Annotated in this window: 19 protein-coding genes; 15 read left to right on the top strand and 4 right to left on the bottom strand. The window is 66.2% G+C overall.

Annotated elements, in window-relative coordinates; genetic code table 11:
* The first annotated feature begins 9 nt into the window (after positions 1 to 9).
* Together KUV74_RS07795 and KUV74_RS07790 are read left to right on the top strand one after the other, a co-directional pair.
* Positions 10 to 1,332 (top strand): sodium ion-translocating decarboxylase subunit beta, encoded by a 1,323-nt coding sequence (locus KUV74_RS07795; protein ID WP_108449929.1) that lies wholly within the window; start codon positions 10 to 12, stop codon positions 1,330 to 1,332.
* A gap of 210 nt (positions 1,333 to 1,542) precedes the next feature.
* The gene (locus KUV74_RS07790; RefSeq protein ID WP_222516045.1) at positions 1,543 to 3,321 is read left to right on the top strand and encodes a lysophospholipid acyltransferase family protein; all 1,779 of its coding nucleotides are present in this window, start codon (positions 1,543 to 1,545) and stop codon (positions 3,319 to 3,321) included.
* 77 nt (positions 3,322 to 3,398) lie between these two features.
* Here the strand turns inward: KUV74_RS07790 and KUV74_RS07785 are convergent, their stop codons facing one another.
* Both KUV74_RS07785 and lexA read right to left on the bottom strand, forming a co-directional pair.
* Complete coding sequence (locus KUV74_RS07785) at positions 3,399 to 4,025, bottom strand: IMPACT family protein (protein WP_222516044.1); 627 nt, start codon at positions 4,023 to 4,025, stop codon at positions 3,399 to 3,401.
* The gene (gene lexA / locus KUV74_RS07780) at positions 4,025 to 4,501 is read right to left on the bottom strand and encodes a transcriptional repressor LexA (RefSeq protein ID WP_045991117.1); all 477 of its coding nucleotides are present in this window, start codon (positions 4,499 to 4,501) and stop codon (positions 4,025 to 4,027) included. Before lexA ends, KUV74_RS07785 begins: the two co-directional genes overlap by 1 nt.
* A 276-nt stretch (positions 4,502 to 4,777) precedes the next feature.
* Between lexA and ccmA the strand changes: the two genes are divergently transcribed.
* The 13 genes from ccmA (at position 4,778) to KUV74_RS07715 (ending at position 20,523) form a co-directional block, all read left to right on the top strand.
* Positions 4,778 to 5,419, top strand: coding sequence for a cytochrome c biogenesis heme-transporting ATPase CcmA (gene ccmA, locus KUV74_RS07775; protein WP_045991116.1), 642 nt, complete (start codon positions 4,778 to 4,780; stop codon positions 5,417 to 5,419).
* Positions 5,416 to 6,150, top strand: coding sequence for a heme exporter protein CcmB (ccmB, locus tag KUV74_RS07770; protein WP_108449932.1), 735 nt, complete (start codon positions 5,416 to 5,418; stop codon positions 6,148 to 6,150). Before ccmA ends, ccmB begins: the two co-directional genes overlap by 4 nt.
* A gap of 51 nt (positions 6,151 to 6,201) precedes the next feature.
* Positions 6,202 to 6,942, top strand: a complete 741-nt coding sequence (locus KUV74_RS07765) for a heme ABC transporter permease (protein WP_045991114.1) — start codon at positions 6,202 to 6,204, stop codon at positions 6,940 to 6,942.
* Positions 6,939 to 7,151 carry a heme exporter protein CcmD gene (ccmD, locus tag KUV74_RS07760; RefSeq protein ID WP_231498600.1) on the top strand — a complete coding sequence of 71 codons (213 nt, stop codon included), beginning with the start codon at positions 6,939 to 6,941 and terminating at the stop codon, positions 7,149 to 7,151. The genes KUV74_RS07765 and ccmD overlap by 4 nt, the downstream gene beginning before the upstream one ends.
* Positions 7,141 to 7,611 carry a cytochrome c maturation protein CcmE gene (ccmE, locus tag KUV74_RS07755; RefSeq protein ID WP_213228538.1) on the top strand — a complete coding sequence of 157 codons (471 nt, stop codon included), beginning with the start codon at positions 7,141 to 7,143 and terminating at the stop codon, positions 7,609 to 7,611. Before ccmD ends, ccmE begins: the two co-directional genes overlap by 11 nt.
* A 221-nt stretch (positions 7,612 to 7,832) precedes the next feature.
* Positions 7,833 to 9,833 (top strand): heme lyase CcmF/NrfE family subunit, encoded by a 2,001-nt coding sequence (locus tag KUV74_RS07750; protein ID WP_124803422.1) that lies wholly within the window; start codon positions 7,833 to 7,835, stop codon positions 9,831 to 9,833.
* A gap of 61 nt (positions 9,834 to 9,894) precedes the next feature.
* The gene (locus KUV74_RS07745) at positions 9,895 to 10,443 is read left to right on the top strand and encodes a DsbE family thiol:disulfide interchange protein (RefSeq protein WP_222516043.1); all 549 of its coding nucleotides are present in this window, start codon (positions 9,895 to 9,897) and stop codon (positions 10,441 to 10,443) included.
* Positions 10,434 to 11,036: a cytochrome c-type biogenesis protein CcmH gene (locus KUV74_RS07740; protein ID WP_308812416.1), complete on the top strand. Its 603-nt coding sequence runs from the start codon at positions 10,434 to 10,436 to the stop codon at positions 11,034 to 11,036. Before KUV74_RS07745 ends, KUV74_RS07740 begins: the two co-directional genes overlap by 10 nt.
* A complete protein-coding gene (gene ccmI, locus KUV74_RS07735) occupies positions 11,033 to 12,253 on the top strand; it encodes a c-type cytochrome biogenesis protein CcmI (RefSeq protein ID WP_222516042.1) in 1,221 nt (406 codons plus the stop codon). The genes KUV74_RS07740 and ccmI overlap by 4 nt, the downstream gene beginning before the upstream one ends.
* Before the next feature lie 3 nt (positions 12,254 to 12,256).
* On the top strand, positions 12,257 to 15,754 hold the full coding sequence (gene smc, locus KUV74_RS07730) for a chromosome segregation protein SMC (protein ID WP_222516041.1): 3,498 nt from the start codon (positions 12,257 to 12,259) through the stop codon (positions 15,752 to 15,754).
* 225 nt (positions 15,755 to 15,979) lie between these two features.
* The gene (zipA, locus tag KUV74_RS07725) at positions 15,980 to 18,019 is read left to right on the top strand and encodes a cell division protein ZipA (RefSeq protein ID WP_261395186.1); all 2,040 of its coding nucleotides are present in this window, start codon (positions 15,980 to 15,982) and stop codon (positions 18,017 to 18,019) included.
* 192 nt (positions 18,020 to 18,211) lie between these two features.
* Positions 18,212 to 20,254 carry an NAD-dependent DNA ligase LigA gene (gene ligA, locus KUV74_RS07720; protein ID WP_222516040.1) on the top strand — a complete coding sequence of 681 codons (2,043 nt, stop codon included), beginning with the start codon at positions 18,212 to 18,214 and terminating at the stop codon, positions 20,252 to 20,254.
* A complete protein-coding gene (locus KUV74_RS07715; protein ID WP_108449937.1) occupies positions 20,251 to 20,523 on the top strand; it encodes a YheU family protein in 273 nt (90 codons plus the stop codon). The genes ligA and KUV74_RS07715 overlap by 4 nt, the downstream gene beginning before the upstream one ends.
* A 151-nt stretch (positions 20,524 to 20,674) precedes the next feature.
* Here KUV74_RS07715 and mnmC read toward each other — a convergent pair whose 3' ends face one another.
* Positions 20,675 to 22,720: a bifunctional tRNA (5-methylaminomethyl-2-thiouridine)(34)-methyltransferase MnmD/FAD-dependent 5-carboxymethylaminomethyl-2-thiouridine(34) oxidoreductase MnmC gene (gene mnmC / locus KUV74_RS07710; RefSeq protein ID WP_222516039.1), complete on the bottom strand. Its 2,046-nt coding sequence runs from the start codon at positions 22,718 to 22,720 to the stop codon at positions 20,675 to 20,677.
* A gap of 260 nt (positions 22,721 to 22,980) precedes the next feature.
* Positions 22,981 to 23,280 (bottom strand): YciI family protein, encoded by a 300-nt coding sequence (locus KUV74_RS07705; RefSeq protein ID WP_045991104.1) that lies wholly within the window; start codon positions 23,278 to 23,280, stop codon positions 22,981 to 22,983.
* Positions 23,281 to 23,456 lie beyond the last annotated feature (176 nt).

The following is a 23,456-nucleotide window of genomic DNA, read 5'->3' as shown; positions in this document are numbered from 1 at the left end:
GGACCTCCCATGGAGAAGATTCTGACCCTATGGTACGGCTCCGGGCTGTACAACCTGACCCTGGGCCAGGCGGTGATGCTGGTGGTGGGCCTGCTGCTCTTGTGGCTGGCCATCTCCAAGAAGTTCGAACCGCTGTTGCTGGTGCCGATCGGCTTCGGCGGCATCCTGGCCAATATTCCCGAGGCAGGGCTGGCGTTGTCGGCGGCAGAGCAGGCGGCCCACCTGGGCCGTCCCGAGCTGCTGGCGCAGATGGCCCAGGCGCTCGGCACCAGTCTGCCGGCGGGCGCCGACGTGGATACCTGGCGCTACGCCATCAGCGAGACGCTGCACGGTGATATCTCGCCGGCGCTGCTTCGTACCGCCAACGACCTGGCCATGGATGGGGGCTATTCCCATGGCATGCTGTATCAGTTCTACAGCGTGGCCATCGCCTCCGGTATCGCGCCGCTGGTGATCTTCATGGGGGTCGGCGCGATGACCGACTTCGGTCCGCTGCTGGCCAACCCGCGCACCCTGTTCCTCGGCGCCGCTGCCCAGTTCGGCATCTTCGCCACTCTGATCGGGGCGGTGGGCATGACCGCCATGGGCTGGATGGACTTCAGCCTCAACCAGGCTGCGGCCATCGGCATCATCGGTGGAGCCGACGGTCCGACCTCGATCTATGTCTCGAGCATTCTGGCCCCCGAGCTGCTGGGTGCCATCGCGGTGGCGTCCTACTCCTACATGGCGCTGGTGCCGTTGATCCAGCCGCCTATCATGAAGGCGTTGACCACCCAGAAGGAGCGCAGCATCGCCATGACCCAGCTGCGTCCGGTGTCGAAGCTCGAGAAGATCGTGTTTCCGCTGGCACTGCTGATCCTGGTGGTACTGTTCCTGCCGGATGCGGCGCCGCTGCTCGGGATGTTCTGCTTCGGCAACCTGATGCGTGAGTGCGGGGTGGTCGAACGGCTCTCGGACACGGCGCAGAACGCCCTGATCAACATCGTGACCATCTTCCTCGGACTGTCGGTTGGCTCCAAGCTGATGGCCGACCGCTTCCTGGCGGTGGAGACCCTGGGCATCCTCGGGCTCGGCATGGTGGCCTTTGCCATAGGCACCGCCTGCGGTGTGCTGATGGCCAAGCTGCTCAACCTCATCAGCAAGCATCCGATCAACCCGTTGATCGGCTCCGCCGGTGTCTCGGCGGTGCCCATGGCGGCGCGGGTGTCCAACAAGGTGGGGCTCGAGTCCAATCCCCACAACTTCCTGCTGATGCACGCAATGGGGCCCAATGTTGCTGGTGTCATCGGCTCGGCAGTGGCCGCCGGGGTGATGATCAAGTACTTGGGGTGACACCCCGGGATAGTGATCAAACATCAGGATCAAGGTCATCCGGGCCTGCAGCCCTGGTTTGACCGAACGCAGCGCCCCCGCCGCCAGGTGGGGACGCTGCTTTTGTAGCTGACTCTGGTCGAGCCCGTCATCCCGCTTACACGCGATCGCCACGGTGCTGTCATGCGCGCTTTCTAGTCTGGCGGCTATTGCCACCGACGGAGGACGGGCATGATCGATGTCGAAAAGGCCTTGATGGCCAAGGTGCCGCAGGCACAGAGCTGGCCAGCCTGGTGCCGCCGCCTGTTGAGCGCCGGCCTCAAGGGCCTGGTGCACGAGCGCGAGATCAATGCCTTTCTCGAGCGTCATCGCCGCGCCGGAGGGCTCGAGTTCATCGACGCGGTGCTCGATCAGCTGAACTTCGGCTATTCGCTGTCGTCGCGTGATCGCGACAACATTCCGGTCGCCGGCAGGGTGGTGATCGTCGCCAATCATCCCCTCGGTGCTCTGGATGGGCTGGCGCTGGTACGCATGGTGGCGGATGTACGCCCTGACGTGAAAATCGTCGCCAATGACCTGTTGATGCAGCTTTCGCCGTTGGCACCGTTGCTGCTGCCGGTGGACAACCTGTCGCGCAGGGGCTTTCGCAAGAGCCTGCAGGGCATCGTCGATGCCCTCGACGATGAACAGGCGGTGATCGTCTTCCCCGCCGGCGAGGTGTCGCGGGCGGGGCCCAAGGGGGTAAAGGACGGCAACTGGCTGTCAGGTTTCCTGCACGCGGCCCGGCGCACCAATGCGCCGATCCTGCCGGTGCACGTGGGTGGTCGCAACTCCTCGCTGTTCTATTCGTTGGCCTCGCTGTACTCGCCGCTGGGCACGCTGCTGTTGCCCCACGAGATGTTCCGCCAGAAAGGGCGGCACATCACGCTCAAGGTGGGGGGCGAGATCCCGCTGTCACGCTTCGACCGCGAGGACCTGGCCACCGTCGCCAAGCTCAAGCTGCTGCGCAAGCACGTCTACCGTCTGGGGCGGGGACGCAAGGGCGTGTTCGTCTCCGAGGCCGGCATCGCCCATCCGGAAAATCGCCAGCACCTGCGAGAGGAGCTGGTCGACGCCGAGGTGCTGGGCAGGACGCCTGACGGCAAGCAGATCCTGCTGTTTGACCATCGTCCCGACTCTGCGGTGATGCGTGAGATCGGGCGGCTGCGTGAAATTGCCTTTCGCCGGGTCGGCGAGGGCACCGGCAAGAAGCGGGATCTGGACGAGTACGACGAGCACTATCGTCATCTGGTGCTGTGGGACGATCGTGACCTGGAAATCGCCGGGGCCTATCGTCTCGGTGAGGTCGGGCGCATCCTCGATAGCAAAGGCATCGAAGGGCTCTACAGCGCCACCATCTTTCATCTCGAACAGGCGCCGATGGATCGCTGGCGCCACGGGCTTGAGCTGGGCCGCAGCTTTGTCCAGCCACGCTACTGGGGACGTCGCAGTCTCGACTATCTCTGGCATGGTCTTGGCGCCTACCTGCGCCATCATCCCGAGGTGCGCTGGCTGTTCGGGCCGGTGACCATTCCCAATCATCTACCGCCCCTGGCCAAGGACCTGCTGGTCAGCTACTACCGGCACTACCACGGGGACGGTGACAGCCCGATCCGGGCCAAGGCGGTGTGCACGATGTCGCGCGCCGGGCGCGAGGAGGCGGATCGACTGTTCGCCGGCAACGATGCCGGCGAGGACTTTCAGCGCTTGAAAGGCGCCCTGCAGGCCATGGGGGCGGGGGTGCCGGCGCTCTACAAGCAGTACGTGGAGGTGGCCGAACCCGGCGGCGTCAGCTTCAAGGCCTTCGGCGTGGATACCGCCTTCGGCTACTGCATCGATGGCCTGGTGGTGGTCGACGTGGCACGGCTCAAGGCCGATAAGCGCAGACGCTATATCGGTGAAGACGCTGTCTCGTCTGGAGAAGCCGCTCTCACCAAGGACGAACACGCCGTCCTGGAAAGGCCGCTTTAGCAGGGGCCGCGTCGGACCGGCCCCGGAGGCGGATCATACGGGGCTGGAGGCTCCCTCGACGTTAGCATCGAGCGGGCCTAGCCTGCCTGATGGTCCAGGGACTCGATGCGGCCCTTGAGGCGAGTGCTGAGCTCGCTCAGGTCGGTGGACTGTTCACTGGGCCAGCCCAGGGTCAAGGTGACGCCTTCGGCCCCGTAGTCCACCGCCTGCACCGGGATATCCTGCCCCTGGCACCACTGCCGGGCGTCAGCCTCGCCGGCAAAGTCGACCCGTATCTTGAGTGGGCGGCGCTCGATGCATTCGCCCCTGGGCAGGCTTTCCAGCGCCGTGACCAGCGCCTGGGTATAGGCGCGGGCGAGTCCGCCGGTACCGAGTTTGGTGCCGCCGAAGTAGCGGGTCACCACCGCGCCCACCTGGCCGATGCCATCGCCATCGAGTGCCTGAAACATCGGTCGGCCGGCGGTACCGCCCGGCTCGCCGTCATCGGAGAAGCCAATGTGCACCTGCTCCCCGGGCGGGCCTGCGATGTAGGCGCTGCAATGATGGCTGGCATTGGGATGCTGCCTGCGAGCCTCGGCCAGCAGCGCTTCGAAGTCCGCCACCTTGGGGGCGTGGGCCACCCAGGCGATAAAGCGGCTCTTTTCCACCTCGATCTCGCTTTCGTGCCACTCACCGGGGGCAAGCTCGGGTATCGGGTAGCGCATCAGGCGGCCATTTCTTCCTGGCGGGCGACACCCATGACCAGGCCCAGCACGCGGATGTCACTGTTCTTCAGGTAGATCGGGGGCATGGTCTCGTTGGCCGGCTGCAGGCGAACACCATTCTTCTCGATATAGAGCTTTTTCAGGGTGACCTCCTGGTCATTGATCATCACCACCGCCGTTTCGCCGTTCTCGGCGCTTTCCTGGCGTTCGATGATGATCACATCGCCGTCGAAGATATTGCAATCGATCATCGAGTTGCCGCACACCTTGAGGGCGTAAGTGTTGCGCCTGACCATGCGCGATGGCACCTGCAGGGTGGCGTTGTCCAGGCAGGCCTCGATCGGCATGCCGGCGGATACCTGCCCCAGCAGGGGGACCTCCACCAGGGCATCCGAGGTGGAGTCGACGGGAGCCCAGCTGTCGGCGATGGGCAGGTTGGGCAGGCGTTCGAGGAACTGGCAGGTCGCGATATCCATGGCGCGGGGTCTCCCTTGTTGTGAGGGTCGGGCTGTCACGGGATGGAGTAGCGGGTGGCGATTGGTGTCAACGTCGAGGGATCTTGATACTGTCGATTCATACAGTATGTGAAAGATAGCAGGCCTCGCCGCTCGTGCAAGTGCCATGGATCAACGAAAGGTGCATTGCCTGTGCGATTGCGGCTGTCAGCTGCGCTGGCTGTCTGGTTCGGGTAGTGCAATCGGTGTAAAGTCTGTGCGTGATTTGCTGCCCCGTCCCTGGTTGTGGAGTGCCCTTTGCGTCTGTGTCTTGAAGCCCGACAACTGGCCTGTGAGCGCGATGGCCGCTGGTTGTTTCGAGGATTGGATGTTGTCCTCAAGGCGGGGGAAGTGCTCCGAGTCGAGGGACCCAACGGCAGTGGCAAGACCACGCTGTTGAAGATCCTGTGCGGCCAGATCGCCGACGTCGATGGAGAGGTGCGCTGGCAGGGGCGGGCGCTGCCCCGCGCCCGCGCCGACCTGCTGGCCAACCTGCTGTATCTGGGCCATGCCCCGGGTATCAAGGCCAACCTGAGTGCCCTGGAAAACCTGCGTTGGTATCAGGCGCTGGGGGGCGAGGGGCGCCCCGACGCCGAGCTCGAGGCGGCCCTGGCCGAAGTCGGCCTGGCCGGCTTCGAGGACGTCCCCACCGCCCAGCTATCGGCCGGCCAGAAGCGCCGGGTGACCCTGGCTCGTCTGGTGTCGAGTCGCCGTGCCCTGTGGGTGCTGGACGAACCTTTTACCGCGATCGATGTGGCCGGCGTGGCCGCCCTGGAGCGCCGCCTGGCCAACCATGCCGCCAGCGGCGGCGCGGTGCTGGTCACCACCCACCATCCGCTGTCCAATGTGCCTGGCGTACGCCGGCTGACCCTGGACGGACAACGACAGGTGGCTTCATGAACACGCCGACGTCTGGGTCGATCGAAGCCGCCGAGCCGGTCAGAGAGGCCGGTGATGGCCTTGGTCGCGCGATGGCTGCCACCTTCCGCCGTGACTTGACGGCGGTCGCCCGTCGACCGGGTGACGCCCTGACCCCGCTGGTGTTCTTCGCCATGGTGATCACCCTGTTTCCACTGGGGATCTCGCCGGAACCCGAACGCCTGGCGCTGATCGCCCCTGGCGTGTTGTGGGTGGCCGCCTTGCTGTCGGCACTGCTGTCGCTGGACGGCTTGTTTCGTGGCGACTTCGAGGACGGCACCCTTGAGCAACTGTTGCTTGCACCGCACCCGCTGTCGCTGCTGGTGCTGGCCAAGGTCGCCGTGCACTGGTTGACCACCGGGCTACCGCTGGCGTTGATGGCCCCCTTGCTGGGGGTGCTGCTGGCATTGCCCCAGGGCAGCTACCTGGCGCTGAGCGCGACCCTGGCACTGGGAAGTGGCTGCATCAGCCTGATTGGTGCCATCGGCGCAGGGCTGACGGTGGGGCTGGCGCGTGGTGGCATGCTGCTGTCGCTTCTGGTGTTGCCACTTTTCATGCCGGTGCTGATCTTCGGCACCGGCGCCATGGGCGCGGCGCTGGGCGGCGGGGAATGGCTTGGGCACCTGGCGGTGATCGGCGCGCTGTTGTCGGTAGCGCTGATGGCGGCTCCTGTGGCCATTGCCGCGTCGCTGCGCATCAGTATCCATGGTTGATCGGGCCGTCGTGGCCATCACGAATTCAAGGTTGATCGAGGTACAACGCTCATGTGGGCCTTCTTTCACAAGCTGGGATCGCCGCGCTGGTTCTACGGCATAGCCGCGCGTCTCTCTCCCTGGTGCTGGGCGCTGGCGCTGGCGCTGATCCTGGTCGGCAGCGTCTGGGGGCTGGCCTTCGCTCCGGCGGACTACCAGCAGGGCAACAGCTTTCGCATCATCTACGTGCACGTGCCTGCGGCCTTCCTGGCCCAGTCGATCTTCATGGCGCTGGCCGCCTCCGGCTTCGTGTTCATGGTCTGGAAGATCAAGATCGCCGACATGGCGGCAGCGATGATGGCGCCGCTGGGCGCCGCCATGACCGCCATCGCCTTGCTGTCGGGGTCGGTCTGGGGCAAGCCTACCTGGGGCACCTGGTGGCAGTGGGACGCCCGCCTTACCTCGATGCTGATCCTGCTGTTTCTGTATCTTGGCGTGATGCTGATCCGGCGCGCCTTCGCCCGCCCCCAGAGCGGCGCCAAGGCGGCGTCGGTGCTGGCCATGGTGGGGGTGATCAACATACCCATCATCAAGTACTCGGTGGAGTGGTGGAACACCTTGCACCAGCCCGCCAGCTTCACCATCACCGAACGCCCGGCGATGCCGGTCGAGATGTGGATGCCGCTGTTGATCATGGTGCTGGGGTTCTACGCCTTCTTCGCGGCCTTCACCCTGACCCGCACCCGTACCGAGATCCTGCGCCGTGAAGGCCACAAGCGCTGGGTGAAAGAGCTGTTCGAGGAGCGTCCATGATGGCTTTCGAATCGCTGGCCGAGCTGGTCAGCATGGGCAGCCACGGCCCCTATGTGTGGACCGCCTGGGGTGCGACCCTGGGCTTTCTGCTGTTGAGCGTGATTCTGGTTCGCGGTGAAAGCCGCGGTGTTCGGCGCACCTTGCGCCGCCGGCTGAGGCGTGACGCCGCGGTCGCAAGTTCCCCCTCGGAGGATCAAGATGAGGGCTAAACGCCGAAATAAGATGCTGCTGGTGCTTGGACTGGTGGCGCTGTGTGCGGTGGCGGTGGGACTGACGCTGTACGCCCTGCGCTCCAACATCAACCTGTTCTTCAGCCCGGTGCAGATTGCCGCCGGAGAAGCCCCCGTGGACCGGCAGCTACGTGCCGGCGGGATGGTCAAGGAAGGCAGCGTCCATCGTGACAGTGACAGCCTGGACGTCAGCTTCGTGGTGACCGACTACGTCGACGATGTCGAGGTGCGCTACAGCGGCATCCTGCCGGACCTGTTTCGCGAGGGGCAGGGCGTGGTGGTGGTCGGCGAACTGACCGGCGACGGCTATATCGCGGCCGAAAAGGTGCTGGCCAAGCACGACGAGAACTATATGCCGCCCGAGGTCGCCGAGGCATTGGAAGACGCCGGCTATTCGCCGGCAGACTACAAGCAGGCGGGCCCAGGCACGTCGCAGTAGGCTGCGTGCATCGACAAAAAAGGTATCCCGACAACAGGGCTCCGTGGTGCGGGGCCTTGTTTGCCCGAGGGGGCAGGGCCGAAGGCGCTTCTTCGAGCCAGAAGGGGACAGGGTCAATCGACCATAACGCAGGCGTTCCGGGCCCATGGGCCCACGCGATTCAGTCGCAGAGCCAGGCGCCAGTGGACTGACGCGGACGGAAGGCGGGCCAAGGTGAATCCATGCTGATCAAGATGATTCCGGAAATCGGACACTACGCGCTGATCGTGGCGCTGCTGATGGCCTGCGTGCAGGCGGTGCTGCCGCTGGCCGGGGCTGCCACTCGGCGCCCGCTGTGGATGGCCTACGCACGGCCGATGGCGGCGGGCCAGCTGGCCTTTCTGTTGATCGCCTACGGCTGTCTGACGGCGAGCTACATGCTCGACGACTTCAGCGTGGTCAACGTCGCCAACAACGCCAACTCGCTATTGCCCTGGTACTACAAGTTCAGCGCGGTGTGGGGCAACCACGAAGGCTCGGTGCTGCTGTGGAGCCTGATCCTCGGAGTCTGGACCTTCGCCGTGGGCTGCTTCTCCCGGGGGCTGCCACCGGACATGGTGGCGCGCGTGCTCGGCGTGATGGGGCTGGTCAGCGTGGGCTTTCTGGCCTTTGTGCTGATCACTTCCAACCCCTTCGAGCGTTCGCTGCCGAATATCCCCGCCGACGGCGCCGACCTCAATCCGCTGCTGCAGGACGTCGGTCTGATCATCCATCCGCCGATGCTGTACATGGGTTACGTGGGCTTCAGCGTGGTCTTCGCCTTTGCCATCGCTGCGCTGCTGGGCGGACGCCTGGATAGCGCCTGGACCCGTTGGGTGCGCCCCTGGACCAATATCGCCTGGGCCTTTCTCACCGTCGGCATCGCGCTCGGTAGCTGGTGGGCCTACTACGAACTGGGCTGGGGCGGCTGGTGGTTCTGGGACCCGGTGGAGAACGCCTCGCTGCTGCCCTGGCTCGCCGGCACCGCGCTGATCCACTCCCTGGCGGTGACCGAAAAGCGCGGCACCTTCAAGAGCTGGACGGTGCTGCTGGCGATCACCACCTTCTCGCTGTCGCTGATGGGCACCTTCCTGGTGCGCTCAGGGGTGCTGACCTCGGTGCACGCCTTCGCCAATGATCCTTCGCGGGGCCTGTTCATTCTGGTGCTGCTGGGCATTACCGTGGGCCTGTCACTGTTGATCTTCGCCCTGCGCGCGCCACGGGTCAGCCAGCCCGGAGGCTTCAACTGGGTATCCCGCGATGCCCTGTTGCTGGTCAACAACATCCTGCTGGTGGTGATGACGGTGACGGTGCTGCTCGGGACCGTCTATCCGCTGCTGCTCGACGCGCTGAACCTGGGCAAGATCAGCGTGGGGCCTCCCTACTTCAACGCCCTGTTCGTGCCCCTGACCGTATTGCTTTGCGTGTTCATGGGGCTTGGCCCCAGCGCCCGCTGGAAGCGCATGGCCGGGCGCGAGCTGCTGACCCGCCTGTGGATCGCCGGTCTCGGCGCTCTGGTCATCGGCGTGGCGGCGCCGCTGGTCTACACCGGGCAGTGGAACCTGAAGGCGTCGCTGGGCCTGGTCGCGGCGCTGTGGCTGGTGCTGTCGCTGGTGCGCGACCTGTGGGGCAAGACCTCCCGAGCCGGCTCGCGCCTTGGTGCCCTCAAGCGCCTGACGCCTGCCTACTGGGGCATGGTGCTCGGCCATCTGGGGCTTGCCGTGACCATCATCGGGGTCGCCCTGGTGTCCAACTATTCGGTGGAGCGCAACGTGCGCATGAATGTCGGTGACCGCGTCGAGGTCAACGGCATCGGCTTTCACATGACGGCGCTGGACGAGCGTCGTGGGCCGAACTATGTCTCCGACGCGGCCACCATCGAGGTGACCCGAGAGGGCGCCAGCGCAAGCTTCGAGATGCACCCGGAGAAGCGCCTGTACATCGCGCGCGGCATGCCGATGACCCAGGTGGCGCTGCGGCCTGGCCTGTTCCACGACCTCTACGTGGCCATGGGCGAGGAGCTCGACGACGGCAGCTGGGCGCTCAGGGTGCAGATTAAGCCCTTCGTGCGCTGGCTGTGGCTGGGCGCACTGCTGATGGCCGCCGGTGGCATCATCGCCGTCGCCGACAGGCGCTACCGTCGCCGCTTGAGCGTACGTGAGCCCGAACCTGTCGTGACGGCCAGGGAGGCCAGTGCATCATGAAAGATCGTCAGCCGCTGGCCTTCGCTCCTGTCATTGTCGTCACGGCCAGGGAGACCCGTGCATGAAACGTCGACTTCTATTGCTGTTGCCGCTGGTGCTGTTTCTGGCGCTCGGGATCTTTCTCTATCAGGGGCTGTCGATCAACCCCTTTGAACGGGAATCCGCGTTGATGGCCAGGGAGTTCCCCGACTTCGAGCTGTCGACCCTCGAGGAAGCCGAGCGCAAGGTGAGCCAGGACGCGCTGTCCGGCGAGCTTTCCCTGGTCAATGTCTGGGGCAGCTGGTGTCCGACCTGTCGTCAGGAGATGCCGCAGCTTCTGGATCTGGCCGAGCGCGGGGTACGCCTGGTCGGGGTCGACTACAAGGAAGAAGGTGCCAGCGACGGTGAGCGCAGGGCCAGGGGACGCGCCTTCCTGACCCAGTTCGGCAATCCCTTCGAGTTCAATATCTTCGATCCCGAGGGTACCCTCGGCTTCGATCTCGGCGTCTACGGCGCTCCCGAGACCTTCCTGGTAGACGCCGAGGGGATCATTCGCTACCACCACACCGGCTATATCACCGCCGACGATGTGGAGAAGATCATCTTGCCGGAGGTGGAAAAATGGCGTTGATCGATCTGTGCTGCTCGAGCGCTATCAGCGCCCGCACCCGCGCTATCAGCTCCAGCGCCCGCACCCGCGCTAGCGGCGACGACCGCAGCGCCCGTGCACGTAACCTGCCTGGCTCGGGCCTTGGCTGGCTGGCGGGCATGGTGCTGGCGCTGTTGATGCTTGTCGCTGCGCTCGACGCTCGGGCGGAAGCCATCGAGGTACGCGGCTTCGACAACCCGGTGACCGAAAAGCGCTATCAGGAGCTGACCGCCACCCTGCGCTGCCCCAAGTGCGAGAACCAGGCGATCGGCGACTCCAACTCGCCGATCGCCGCCGACATGCGCGAGCGGGTCTACGCCCAGCTTCAGGACGGCCGCTCGGACAAGGAGATCATCGACTTCATGGTCCAGCGCTTCGGCGACTATGTCCTCTACAATCCGCGTCTCGAGGGGCGCACCCTGCTGCTGTGGGGGCTGCCCGGCGCGCTGGTCGTCATCGGCGCCCTGGTGCTGTGGCTGATCATCCGCTCACGGCGACGCACCCAGGTACGCAGGCTGTCCGCCGAGGAGCAGGCGCGCCTGGACGACCTGATCGATAGAGAGGGATCCGCATGACCCTGTTATGGCTGGCCTTTGCCGTTCTGCTGCTGCTCGCGGCCTGGCTGCTGATCCTGCCCCTGCGCCGTGCGGCGAAGGTGGAACGCCTGCAACGTGCGCTGGAGGACAGCGATGACGCCGCCGCCCAGAACGTGGCGGTCTATCGTCGTCGGGTGGCGTCGCTGGAAGCGGCCAAGTCTCGGGGAGACATCGACGCGGCACGCTTCGACGAGGATCTCAGTGAACTCCAGCGCAGCCTGCTCGATGACACCGAGCGGCTCAAGCGCTCACCGCTGAAGTCTGCCGCTGCGGGCAAGCTGGCGGTGCCGCTGGTGCTGGTGGCGGTGGTGGTGGTCAGCGTGCTGTGGTACCGCTGGGAGGGCGCCGAGGGCGACCTGGTGCTGTATCAGGCCATCGAAGAGGTACGCAACGACCCCGAGGCCAGCCTCGCGCTGATGATCCAGCGCCTCGAGCAGCAGGCCGAGAGCCAACCCGACAACCCTCGCGTGTGGCAGACGCTGTATCCGCTTTACCGCGACAGCGGCGCCTACGCCCAGGCCAGCGATGCCATCGAGCGTGTGCTTGCGCTGGAGGGGCGTTCACCCTGGTGGATCGGCGAGTTGGCCAAGATGCAGTACTTCATCAACGAAGGGCGGCTCGACGATCGCATTCTGGCGCTGTCCCGGGAGGCCAGTCGTGAGGCGCCGAATCTGCCCTCGGCCATGTGGTTTCTGGGGGTCGAGGCCTTTCAGAACGAGGACTATCAGGGCGCCCTGGGCTTCTGGCGGCGTGGTCTGTCGACGGCAGACGACTCGCCGTTGTCCGAGGCCATGCGCCAGGGCGTCGCCCAGGCCGAGCAACGCCTGGCCCCTGCGGCGAGCGAGCGCAATGTGCTGGTCAGCCTGTCGCTGGCCGACGAACTGGTCGGGCGTCTGGCGCCGGAGACCACGGTGTTCGTGGTGGCACGGGACAGCGAAGGCAAGCTGCCGCCGCTGGCCATCGAGCGCCTGACCCTGGCCGACCTGCCGGCCAGCCTGACCCTTGACGCCAGCGATGCCATGTCGCCCATGGCAAGCCTCGCGCAGGTCGATGAGGTGCGTCTGCTGGCGCGGGTATCGTCCAGCGGCCAGGCCCAGCCCCAGGCCGGCGATCTCATGGGTGAACGACAAGGGGTTGCAGTAGGCGGCCCGGACATGGATCCTGTCGCGCTTATCATCGATCGAGTGATTGAATAGTCCATGCGTCTGACGTCGATCCGGCTGGCCGGGTTCAAGTCCTTCGTCGATCCGGTCACGGTGCCCTTTGACGGCAACATGACCGCCATCGTCGGTCCCAACGGCTGCGGCAAGTCGAACATCATCGACGCCGTACGCTGGGTCATGGGCGAATCCTCGGCCAAGACCCTGCGTGGCGAGTCGATGACCGACGTCATCTTCAACGGCTCCACCGGGCGCAAGCCGGTGGGCATGGCCTCCATCGAGCTGACCTTCGACAACCGCGACGGCACCATGGGCGGGGTCTACGCCCAGTACGCCGAGATCTCGGTCAAGCGTCAGGTCACCCGGGACGCCCAGTCCAGCTACTTCTTCAATGGCCAGAAGTGTCGCCGACGCGACATCGCCGACCTGTTCCTGGGCACCGGCCTGGGGCCGCGCTCCTACGCCATCATCGGCCAGGGCATGATCTCGCGGCTGATCGAGGCGCGTCCCGAAGAGCTGCGCGCCACCCTGGAAGAGGCCGCCGGTATCTCCAAGTACAAGGAGCGCCGTCGCGAGACCGAGAACCGCATGCGTCGCACCCAGGAGAACCTGGACCGGCTCGACGATATCCGTGAGGAGCTGGACAAGCAGCTCGAGCGGCTCAAGCGTCAGGCCGAGGCGGCCAGACGCTACCAGTCGTTGAAAGAAGAAGAGCACCGGGTCAAGGGCGAACTCGCACTGCTGCGCGGACGCGCCTTGCGTGCCGCCCAGACCGAGCAGGACACCCGGGTGCGCGAGCTCGAGACCGCGGTGGAGCGCGAGGTGCTCGGCATGCGCCAGTGCGAGACCCGGCTGGAAGAGGCCCGCGCCGAGCACGATGGCCTGGCCTCGGAGCTCGACCAGCGCCAGGCACGCTTTTACGAGACCACCACCGCCATCGCCCGCCTCGAGCAGGAGCTCGAACACACCCGCTCCCGCGATCAGCAGCTGGCGCGGGATCTCGAGAGTGCCCGCCGCGAGCTCGAGGAGCTCGATCGTCTCGGCGAGGACGACAGTCAGCGCCTGCTGGCCCTCGAGGATCGCCTGGAGACCCTGGGCCCCGAGCAGGAAGAACTGGCAGAGCAACTGGCCGAGCTGGAAGCGGCGCTGGAGGAGGCCGAGCCCGCGGTGGAGGAGGCCGACGCCGAATGGGAAGCCTTCAACGAACGCTGGCGCAGCGACAGCCACGAGGCCGAACGCACCCAGGACCGCCTGCGTGAGCTGGAAGCTCGGCTCGAGCGCATCGCCGCCGACCGTGCCAAGCGCCGTCAACAGCTCGATGAATTGCCGGACCTGGCCGGCCTCAGCGCCCAGCGCGAAGAAGTGAAGAGTCAGCTGGCCGAGCACGAGGCCCGCGCCGAGGAGCTCGAGGAGCGTCGTGAACGGCTGATCGAGCAGCGCGACGCCAACCGTCGCGAGGTTGTCGAACATGACCGCGCGCGCGAGCAGGCGCTCGCCCGTCACAGCGCCCTGGGTGGCGAGATCGCCTCGCTGGAGGCGCTGATCGAGGCGGCCCTGGCCGACCACGACGAAAGCCTGGACCGGCACCTGGCCGAGCATGGCCTTGCCGAGGCGCCACGCCTGGGCGAATGCCTGAATGTCGAGCCCGGCTGGGAGGAGACGGTGTCCTGGGTGCTGGGTCCCTGGCTCAGGGCCCGCATGGCGTCGTCGAGTCACTGTCGTGAGGTGATGGCCTCGCCGCTTGCCGCCGAACTGGCACTGCTCGATTCAGAGGCCAGCCTCGACGCTGCCGGCGACAGCCTGGCGGCGAGGGTCAAGGGCGCCGGTGCGGCCGCGCAGTGGCTCGCCTGCATTCGCTGTGCGGTCTCCCGTGACGAGGCCTGGCAGGCACAGGATCGGCTCGAGGCAGGGGCCAGCCTGGTGACCGCCGACGGCCTGTGGCTAGGCCCTGGTTGGGCGCGCCAGCGGGGCGAGGGAGATGGGCCGGATGCGTTGCTGGTGAGCCGTGCCCGGCTGGACGAGGCAAGTGCCGCCCTGGCAGAGCAGGAACAGCGGCTGGCGTCCGTCGAGCAGGCCCGTGAAGGTGCCCAGGCGTTGGTCGATCAGGCCGAGCAGGGGCTCGAGCAACTGCGGTTGTCGGAGCGTGAGCTGGATCAGGCGCGTCAGCAACTGGCGGTCCAGGACAATGGTCTGGCCAGCCGGCTTGAGCATCTGTCCAGTCGCGGCGCGGAGATCCACGAGGAGCTCGAGGGCCTGGCCGAAGCCGACGAGGAAGCGCGGCTGGCCATCGAGGAAATGCGCGAGCAGTGGCAGAGCGCCATGGCTCGGCTGGAAGAGGGCGCCGAGGTACGCGAGCGTCTCGAGCGCGAGCGCACCCAGGCGCGCGAGCGGCTGGCCTCGCTGCGTACCCGCCAGCGTCCGCTGAGCGAGCGCTCCCAGCAGCTCACCCTGGAGCACCAGCGGTTGACCACCGAGCGTGCTGGCCTTGCCGAGCAGCAGGGGCGCGCGGGGGATACCCGCTCACGCCTGGAGGAGCGGGTGGCCGAACTCGAGGAAGCGCGTGAGGGACTGCATGAGCCGGATGAGGAACGTCGCGAGCGCCTCGATGAGCTGTTGCACCGGCGCGAGCAGGAGGAGCGCCAGCTCAATGAGTCGCGGGCACGGGCGGCGGCGCTGGTCGAGCGTCTACGCGACGACGAGCAGGCGCGGCAGAGCCACGAGCGAAATCTCGATGGCGTGCGCGAGCGTCTGCAGGAGGCGCGTATGCAGGTTCAGGCATTGGCGCTGAAGGCCGAGACCCAGGATGAGCAGCTCAGGGAACTTGGCCACGATGCCGAGGCTCTGACACAAGGGCTGGACCCCAATGCCACCGAGTCCGCCTGGCAGACCCGGCTGGAGGAGTTGGGCGAGAAGATTCGCCGGCTGGGGGCGATCAACCTGGCCGCCATCGAGGAGTACGAGCAGCAGGCCGAGCGGCGTGACTATCTCGAAGCGCAGCAGGCCGAGCTGAACGAGGCCCTCGAAACCCTGGACAAGGCGATCCGACGTATTGATCAGGAGACGCGGATGCGATTCCGCGATACCTTTGAGCGGGTCAACGCCGGCCTGCAGTCGCTTTTCCCGCGAGTCTTCGGTGGTGGAACCGCATGGTTGACCCTGACAGGCGATGATTTGCTGGAAACCGGGGTGGCCATCATGGCGCGACCTCCGGGCAAGAAGAACAGCACCATTCATTTGCTGTCCGGGGGAGAAAAAGCACTGACGGCGTTGTCCATGGTATTCGCCATCTTTCAGTTGAACCCGGCGCCGTTCTGTATGCTCGACGAGGTGGATGCGCCCCTGGACGATGCCAATGTCGGGCGCTATGCCAAGCTGGTGAAGGAAATGTCCGAGAGCGTTCAGTTCATCTATATCACCCATAACAAGATCGCCATGGAGGCCGGTGAACGACTGATGGGTGTGACGATGCAGGAACCTGGCGTCTCGCGACTGGTCTCGGTGGGCGTGGACGAGGCGGCCGCGCTGGCAGAAGCATGATGCACTTGAAAGGTGGTTATAATAGGGTTACCAAGTAAGACCATGATACTGCATGGCAAGGTAAGCAAAGGGAGTTGGAAGGGCGAATGCGAAGGGCACTGTCGAGAAGACCGGAGAAAATCCGGCGCTTGACAAATAAAAAAAGTGGCCCTTTTTTTCGCAATCACGCTATGCTGTTGACGGACAACCATCAGGCATGGCGCCTTAGCAAAGGCATGACGACCCATGGAACTAAGAGAGTGGCTGATCATTCTGGGGCTGGCACTGGTGACCCTCATCGTTATCGATGGGGCGCGTCGCCTCCAGCGCCAACGTCGCACTCCCCGCCTTGATGAGGTGCAGGGAGACGTCCTCGATAGTGGCTACGGTAGCTACGAAAGCGGCTATGGCAGTGGTCATGGCAGTCGCCATGATCAGGAACCCGCCATGGCGGCGAGCCCCGGACCCAGCGCGCCAGAGCGTCGGGAGGTGGCCTCGGTAGAGGACGACCCCGAGGAGCGTGCGCGCCAGGAAGAAATCAACTGGGAGCTGCCCAATGGAGGGGCCAGGGTCGTCAGGCCTGCGGACTTCTCCAATGTTCAGCCCAAGCCCAAGCTGCAGCGCCAGGAGCACCCCGGGCCATCCCGGGTGTTGTCCGAATTCCGCTCCAGTCAGGCCAGTCGCGCTCAGGAGGCTGGGGACAGCCAGCGCGCCGATGGATCGTCGACCAATGACCGGCCGGCGGACACCGTTGCCCCGCGAGCCAGTCAGCCGGCACCTGAAGCCCGGGCCGAGCAGCCCACCCAGGCAGAGGGTGTAGAAGAGGGTGCAGAACAAGCGCCCGCCGAGGCAGAACCGACTCCAGCACAGGCAGAACCGACTCCAGCACAGGCAGAACCGACTCCAGCACAGGCAGAGCCGTCGGTGCGGGTCGATCAAGCGCCCGCGCAGGCCCCGAACGCTGAAAACGCTGAAGAAGTGGCCGAGCAGTCCTCCCTGACCGACGAGCCCATGGCGGCCGACAGCCGCGAGGAGCCAAGGGCCACCAGCGAGACGACGATGGACGCTCCGGTGGACGCTGACGCCTCCACCGGCAAGACTGCCCAGGACGAACACGCGGTGCGTGACGATGTCGCCGACGCGGGTGATGGGCGCCGCGAGCCCAGCTTGAGCGCGCGTCGTGACGATGACGTCGCCAGCGAGCCCGGCGACGCTGCCATGCCGTCTCTGGCGGCGGACCCACAGGACCACGAAGAATTCGACGAAGATCAGTATCGTCTGGTGGACTTCGAGGGGATGGGAGATTCGTTGAAGGATCGCTCTCGTCGCATGGGGTCCTCCGTGCATCGTTTTGGCGCTTCGCTGCAGAAGTCGCTGGGAGAACGCCGGGAACAGAAGCGTATCGAACGCGAGAAGCGTGAGAAGGAAAGAGCCGAGAAGGCACGGCTCAAGGCCGAGCAGAAGGCCGAACAAGCCAAGCTCAAGGCCGAGGAAGAAGCTCGCCGGCAGGCCGAACAGGCACAGCATCAGGCCGAACAGCAGCGTCAGCGGCAGCAGGAAGAAGGGCTGCGTCAGGAGCAGGCCGCTCAGGAGGCCGAGCGCCGCCGTCAGGAAGCCTTGCTTGCCAGGCAGGCCGCTGCCGATCAGCGTGGCGCCTCGTCGATGGAAGACGAAGCCTCGTTCGACGATGCCACGTACGACGAAGCCGCGTATGACGAAGCCGCATTTAACGAAGCAGCGGACGCCAATGTCGAAGACTCCAGGGTGCGCACCCATCCGGTGCTCGAGAAGGCCCTGCGCCACGACGTCAACGCCGAGCATGCCCGTGACAGCCTGAGCAATGCCGAGGAAATCATCGTCATCAGCGTGATGTCCCGTGACGAGGACGGCTTCCCTGGCACGACCCTGCTGGAGCTGATGATGGCCTGCGGTTTGCGCTACAGCCGAGACATGGGCATCTTCCATCGCTTCGAGACCGAGGATGAGGGCAGCGCCCTGCAGTTCTCCATGGTCAACGTGCTCAAGCCCGGGACCTTCCCGATCGAAGCCATGGACGACTTCACCACACCTGGCATCACCCTGCTGATGCCGCTGCCCAGCGCCAAGGACAGCTCGGCGGCCTTCGAGGCCATGGTCGAGACCGCGATGGTGATCGTGCGCCATATGGGGGGTGAGCTGAAGGACGAGAATCACAGCGTGATGACCGCCCAGACCGTGGAGTTTGCCCGCCAGCGGGTGCAGGAGTTCGAGCGCCGCCACCGCCTGCATCGTTATCAGGTGAACTGACCGCGCAGGCGCTGCCTGGTACGCGACGGCCCCGTGGAGACACGGGGCCGTCTGCGTTTTCCTTCTGTGTCTTGATGGGGCGGACCGGGCTTGCCTGTCGGAGGCGGTGATGTCTGGCGGTTTTCTCCCGGCGGGCATGGGGTAGAATGGCCGATCATCAGCACTTCGCACTTCGCCAGGACAAGGGTTTACATGACCACCGATGCTTCGACCCGTGACGAGGTCGCGCGGCTTCGCACCGAACTCGATGACGCCAACTACCGCTATCACGTGCTCGACGACCCACGCCTGCCCGACGCCGAGTACGACCGGCTGCTGCGTCGGCTGACGGAGCTCGAACAGGCCCATCCCGAGCTTGCGAGCCCCGACTCGCCGACCCAGCGGGTCGGTGCCAAGCCCGCCGACGGCTTCCCCGAGGTGACCCACGCGCTGCCCATGCTGTCGCTGGACAACGCCTTCGATGACGATGAGATACGAGCCTTCGTCAAGCGGGTGGCCGAGCGTATGGAACTGGACGCCGAGGCGCTGTCGTTCAGTTGTGAGCCCAAGTTCGACGGCGCCGCGGTCTCGCTGGTCTACCAAGACGGTGTGCTGGTCAGCGGTGCCACACGTGGCGACGGCCGTACCGGCGAGGGCATCCTGTCCAACCTGAAGACGCTGAAGTCCATTCCGCTGCGCCTTCGGGGCGAGACGCCGCCGACGCTGATGGAGGTGCGCGGCGAGGTCATCATGCGTCACCAGGAGTTCGAGGCGATGAACGAGCGTGCCCGTGAGCAGGGTAGCAAGGTCTTCGCCAATCCTCGTAATGCCGCCGCCGGCAGCCTGCGCCAGCTCGACCCCAGGGTGACCGCCACGCGGCCACTCGAATTCCGTGGCTACCAGGTAGCGCGCCTTGAGCCCGATGGAGGCGCGAGCACCCATAGCGAACTGATGCAGCGGGTGGCCGAGGTCGGCCTGCCGGTCAGTCGCGAGCTCGAAGTGGTCAAGGGGGCGGACGGCGTGATCGACTACTGCCGCCGCCTGGGGGAGCGTCGTGAGCGCCTGGACGTCGATATCGACGGGGTGGTGATCAAGGTCGACGAGCTACGCCTGCAGCGCGAGCTGGGCTTCGTTTCGCGGGCGCCGCGCTGGGCCATCGCCTTCAAGTTCCCGGCTCAGGAGCAGACCACGACCCTCACCGACGTGGAATTTCAGGTGGGGCGCACCGGGGCGATCACCCCGGTGGCACGGCTCGACCCGGTCAGCGTGGCCGGGGTGACGGTGTCCAACGCCACCCTGCACAACGCCGACGAGATCGCGAGGCTTGGCGTGCGCATCGGCGACCGGGTCGCCATTCGCCGCGCCGGCGACGTGATCCCCCAGGTGGTCAGGGTGGTCGAGGCGGCAGGCGAAGGTCAGGATATCGTCTTCCCCGAGCGCTGCCCGGTGTGCGAGTCCGAGATAGAGCGGATCGAGGGCGAGGTGGTGGCACGCTGCTCCGGCGGGCTGGTATGCGCCGCCCAGCGCAAGGAGGCGCTCAAGCACTTCGCCTCGCGCCGGGCGATGGACATCGACGGCCTCGGCGTCAAGCTGATCGATGCCCTGGTCGAGCGTGACTGGGTCAAGACCCCGGCGGACCTGTTCAGCCTGTCCGCCGAGCGGCTGGCAGAATTGCCGCGCATGGCCGAGAAGTCGGCCAGCAATCTGGTCGAGGCGCTGGAAAGGGCCAAGGCCACCACCCTGGCACGCTTTATCTACGCCCTGGGTATCCGCGAGGTCGGCGAGGCCACCGCGGCCAACCTGGCGAGCCACTTCGGCAACCTCGATGCCCTCAAGCAGGCCGACCGTGAGACGCTGGAGGCGGTGGACGACGTGGGTCCGGTGGTGGCCGCCCATATCGCCACCTTCTTCCACCAGGCGCACAACCTCGAAACGCTGGAGGCGTTGATCGCCGCCGGGGTGCACTGGGACGAGGTCGACGTCGGCGAGCGCCCCACGCCATTGGAAGGCCAGACCTGGGTGCTCACCGGTACTCTGGAGACCATGACAAGGGACGAGGGCAAGGCGCGCCTGCAGGCGCTGGGCGCCAAGGTGGCCGGCAGCGTGTCGAAGAAGACCCATTGCCTGGTGGCCGGCCCCGGTGCCGGTAGCAAACTGGCCAAGGCCGAGCAGGCGGGGGTCGAGGTGATCGACGAGGCGACCTTCCTCGCGCGCCTTAACGAGTGGGAATCCGAGAGTTCGGAGGAGCAAGCATGAGCCGTTTCGTCGAAGTACCCTATCGCATGTTGCCCGGGGAGACGCTGGACGCCCTGCTGGAAAGCTTCGTCACCCGTCAGGGCTACGACACCACCGACACCGGAGAGGGCATGAATGGCTGGGTCAAGGAGCTCAAGGGCCAGCTCGAGCGCTCGGAGCTGATCATCGCCCACGATCTGGAGACCGAGAGCACCGAGGTGCTGACCCTGGCCCAGTGGCGATCCTTTGGCAGAGACATCGCAGATGACGAGGAAGAAGGAGACATCTGATCTGCCGATGCCCCCGGCCACCAGACGCTTGCTGCGGCGGGTGTAAAAGACGACGGCCCGCCTTCAAGGCGGGCCGTCGGCGTCTGGGCGTTGCTGCTTGCGTCCAGCCCTGGAGCAAGCCCTGGAGCAAGCCCTGGCGCTCATCCTGGAGTCAGCCCTGGCGCTTGCCCTGGACGATATCGCGGATCAGCCGCCGCCCCGGGTGCAGGTGGTCGGCCAGGGGGGCTTCCAGCGGCAGCGGTTCATCGCAGATCCGCGAGGCCAGCAGTTCGGCGCACAGCGGCGCGCTGGCCAGCCCCCGTGAGCCGTGGGCGGCGCTGATCCACAGGCCGGGATGGTGGCTGCCCGCGATGTCCGGCACCCGGGTGGCGTCCTTGGCCAGCACCGCGTAGTCGCGAAGCCATGCCGGCTGATCGGGCAGCGGGCCAGCGTAGGGCGTCTTGTCGGGGCTTGCGCAGCGCACACCGCCACGGCCATCGAGGTTCTCTATCGCCAGAGGATGGCCGGCCTGGCGCAGCTGGTCGAGGTAGCCCGGCAGGGTCCTGTCGAGTTCCTCCAGGTTGGCCTGGTGGTCTTCGTCGAGGGTGTCGTTGTCGCTACGCCCCGGGGCAAAGGTCGCGCCGAAGGTCAGCACGCCATCCAGCGGCGGTGCCACGTAGCCACCGGCGCAGACCACTCGCTTCGGCGCCGGGGCCTCGAGCGCCAGGGGCGCGCGGCTGACCTGGCCGCGTACCGCCTGCAGCGGCAGGCCAGTGACCTGGCTGAAGTCAGCCGAGCGATAGGCGGCGGCGACGATGACCTGATCCACCTCGATGGCGACGCTGGAGTGATCGCCCTTCAGGGCGTGGCTGCCGACAAGACGCCAGCCGCCGTCCTCCAGAGGCTCGATGCTGTCGATGCTGGCCTGGACGAAGCTCACCCCTGGCGTGCGGGCAAGCTGCTCGCACAGCTCGCGCGGCCTGGCCCAGCCTGCCAGCGGATAGTAAAGGCCGCCGTGGGGCAGCGAGAGCCCGGCGAGGCTGGAGGCCTCGTCGGCGTCGATGCCACGCACCACAGTGTGGGGAAGGCCGTGGTGATCGAGAAAGCGTCGCTGACGACGGGCCTCGCGCTCGTTGGCACCGAGTTGCAGCACGCCACAGGGCGACCACAGGCGCTGCTCGGGGTCGAGCCGGGCGAGCCAGCGCTGGCTGTAGAGCAGCCCGCCCAGATAGACCCGGCTCTGGTGGTTGGTGTCGGCGGCGAGCTTCACGTATAGCGCGCCCTGGACATTGCCGGAGCCCCCGCTGCCGGGTCGCGAAGCGTCGATCAGGGTGACCTCGACACCACGTCGGGCCAGCGCCTCGGCGGCGCTGCAGCCGGCGATGCCCGCGCCGACAATGGCCACGCGCCGACAGGGCCGCGCCTCAGGGGGACGAAACCAGGGGGTGTGACGTCTGCCGGTATCGTCGGGAGGCGAGTCGATCTCGCCGGCGAGCATCTCGCGCTTGCGTCCATGGCCCGGTACCTTGCGCCAGGTGAAGCCGGCGGCCTTGAGCCCGCGCTTGACGATGCCTGCGCAGGTGAAGGTGGCGAAGGTGGCGCCAGGACGGGAGTGCGCCGCCATCGCGGCGAACAGTGCAGGCTGCCACATTTCGGGATTCTTCGAGGGGGCGAAGCCGTCGAGGAACCAGGCGTCCACCAGGCCGTCGAGCAGCGCAAGGCGTTCGCTGCTGTCACCCAGGTGCAGATCGAGAATGACCCGGGGCGACAGCACCAGTCGATGCACCCCGGTGACCGCCACCGGCCATTGACGAATCAACGCCGCCGCCTTGTCGGCCAGATCCGGCTGGCCTGCCAGGGCCCGAATCAGATCCTCGGCGCTCATGGGATAGCGCTCGGTGGAGACGATGTGCAGCCGCGCCCCGGGGGGCGCCAGCGCCTCGAAGCTGTGCCAGGCGCACAGCACGTTGAGCCCGGTGCCGAAGCCCGTTTCACCGATCACGAAGGGGCGCTGCTCGTGCCAGGCGGCAAAGCGCTGGGGCAGCCGGTTGGCGGCGATAAACACGTGCTCGGTCTCGGCGCGACCGTCGTGGCGCGAGAAGTACACATCGTCGAAGGCACGGGAGTGAGGGCTGATTCCGCTGTCGTCCTCGCGCCAGTCCAGTTCGGCGGTAGTGGCGGCGGTCAGGGCGGGGAGGCCATCTGGAGATGATGTCACGTCGAAGATTTCCGGCTGGCGGGGCTGGTCAAGAATTGATCACTCTGTTGTCGAGGGCGTGGCAACAGGGTTACAGCAATGCGTCCGCGGCGTTTCAACAGACTTTTCCACAGACTCTGTGAACAAGCAGGCTGTGAACAAGACCTGTGCAAACAGGCTGTTCGTGAACGGCAGCCAGGACATCGCTTGTCCACGAACAGGTGCCAGAAGCTGGGTGCCCGCGATCCCGCCAGGTGCGCGGGGCAGGCACTCGGCTCGCCTCAGGGCAGGACCTTCTTGAACGGCTTGACGGTGACCGACGCGTAGACGCCGGCGATCATGTAGGGGTCGGCATCGGCCCAGGCCTGGGCGCTGGCCAGGTCGTCGAACTCGGCGACCACCAGGCTTCCGCTGAAGCCGGCGTCTCCGGGATTTTCGCTGTCCACCGCCGGGTGCGGTCCGGCCAGCACCAGGCGTCCCTCATCGCGCAGGGCCTCGAGTCGAGCCAGGTGGTCGGGCCGGGCGGCCAGTCGACGTTCCAGGCTGTTGTCCACATCTTCGCTGATGATCGCGTAGAGCATCGATAGTTCCTCGATAGGGCCCGGTTGACGTTGGCCCGGGCAGACTCGCCGGGCGGTCGGATGCCGCTCTACGGCATCCTGGATGACGATCACCCGGCTCGGGGAGGCGCATGCGCGACGCGACCAGCATTGACCGCGGCAGGCGCCACGCGCACCATGGAGGCCATATTCTGTCA

It is taken from the genome of Halomonas sp. DP1Y21-3 (assembly GCF_019801245.1).
Classification (GTDB): domain Bacteria; phylum Pseudomonadota; class Gammaproteobacteria; order Pseudomonadales; family Halomonadaceae; genus Halomonas; species Halomonas litopenaei.
The sequence above is the reverse complement of the archived record's forward strand: the minus strand, read 5'-3'. Positions and strand labels throughout refer to the sequence as shown.

Excerpts from the sequence above, each read along its gene's own strand:
- KUV74_RS07795 (WP_108449929.1), top strand. The coding sequence starts at position 10 with ATGGAGAAGATTCTGACCCTATGGTACGGCTCCGGGCTGTACAACCTG.
- KUV74_RS07790 (WP_222516045.1), top strand. The coding sequence starts at position 1,543 with ATGATCGATGTCGAAAAGGCCTTGATGGCCAAGGTGCCGCAGGCACAG.
- KUV74_RS07785 (WP_222516044.1), bottom strand. The coding sequence starts at position 4,025 with ATGCGCTACCCGATACCCGAGCTTGCCCCCGGTGAGTGGCACGAAAGC.
- lexA (WP_045991117.1), bottom strand. The coding sequence starts at position 4,501 with ATGGATATCGCGACCTGCCAGTTCCTCGAACGCCTGCCCAACCTGCCC.
- ccmB (WP_108449932.1), top strand. The coding sequence starts at position 5,416 with ATGAACACGCCGACGTCTGGGTCGATCGAAGCCGCCGAGCCGGTCAGA.
- KUV74_RS07765 (WP_045991114.1), top strand. The coding sequence starts at position 6,202 with ATGTGGGCCTTCTTTCACAAGCTGGGATCGCCGCGCTGGTTCTACGGC.
- ccmD (WP_231498600.1), top strand. The coding sequence starts at position 6,939 with ATGATGGCTTTCGAATCGCTGGCCGAGCTGGTCAGCATGGGCAGCCAC.
- ccmE (WP_213228538.1), top strand. The coding sequence starts at position 7,141 with ATGAGGGCTAAACGCCGAAATAAGATGCTGCTGGTGCTTGGACTGGTG.
- KUV74_RS07750 (WP_124803422.1), top strand. The coding sequence starts at position 7,833 with ATGCTGATCAAGATGATTCCGGAAATCGGACACTACGCGCTGATCGTG.
- KUV74_RS07745 (WP_222516043.1), top strand. The coding sequence starts at position 9,895 with ATGAAACGTCGACTTCTATTGCTGTTGCCGCTGGTGCTGTTTCTGGCG.
- KUV74_RS07740 (WP_308812416.1), top strand. The coding sequence starts at position 10,434 with ATGGCGTTGATCGATCTGTGCTGCTCGAGCGCTATCAGCGCCCGCACC.
- ccmI (WP_222516042.1), top strand. The coding sequence starts at position 11,033 with ATGACCCTGTTATGGCTGGCCTTTGCCGTTCTGCTGCTGCTCGCGGCC.
- smc (WP_222516041.1), top strand. The coding sequence starts at position 12,257 with ATGCGTCTGACGTCGATCCGGCTGGCCGGGTTCAAGTCCTTCGTCGAT.
- zipA (WP_261395186.1), top strand. The coding sequence starts at position 15,980 with ATGGAACTAAGAGAGTGGCTGATCATTCTGGGGCTGGCACTGGTGACC.
- ligA (WP_222516040.1), top strand. The coding sequence starts at position 18,212 with ATGACCACCGATGCTTCGACCCGTGACGAGGTCGCGCGGCTTCGCACC.
- KUV74_RS07715 (WP_108449937.1), top strand. The coding sequence starts at position 20,251 with ATGAGCCGTTTCGTCGAAGTACCCTATCGCATGTTGCCCGGGGAGACG.
- KUV74_RS07705 (WP_045991104.1), bottom strand. The coding sequence starts at position 23,280 with ATGCTCTACGCGATCATCAGCGAAGATGTGGACAACAGCCTGGAACGT.